This window comes from Cupriavidus sp. SIMBA_020, from assembly GCF_046535395.1.
GTDB classification, from domain to species: Bacteria; Pseudomonadota; Gammaproteobacteria; order Burkholderiales; family Burkholderiaceae; genus Cupriavidus; species Cupriavidus campinensis.
Map to the genome: position 1 here is coordinate 1 of NZ_JAWRWU010000975.1, position 259 is coordinate 259.

1 protein-coding gene is annotated in these 259 nt (G+C 67.2%); it reads right to left on the minus strand.

Annotation, left to right across the window (positions count from 1 at the left end):
- Positions 1–64 precede the first annotated feature (64 nt).
- A partial coding sequence (locus SB751_RS32375; RefSeq protein WP_410749306.1) for a DUF3455 domain-containing protein occupies positions 65–259 on the minus strand: 195 nt, incomplete at its 5' end.

Genomic DNA, 259 nt, shown 5'->3' on the forward strand with positions numbered 1-259 from the left:
CTACACGCCGGTCTCGAACAACATCACGCCGCTGTCCCGATTCACGGACTACCAGTAAGCGCCTTTACTGGTAGAACACGTAGGTCGCGAGATACGGCGAGCTGCCCGATTCGTGCTCGCTCGTGCACGGCGCGGGCGGCTTCGCGCCGCCGACCGTGTTGATGCGCTGCACGTAGCGCACCGACGCGAGCAGACCGGCCGCGCCGGTCGAATGCGTTTGCAGCAGCAGTTGCGGCACGCTGCCCGGCGTCGCGCTCGG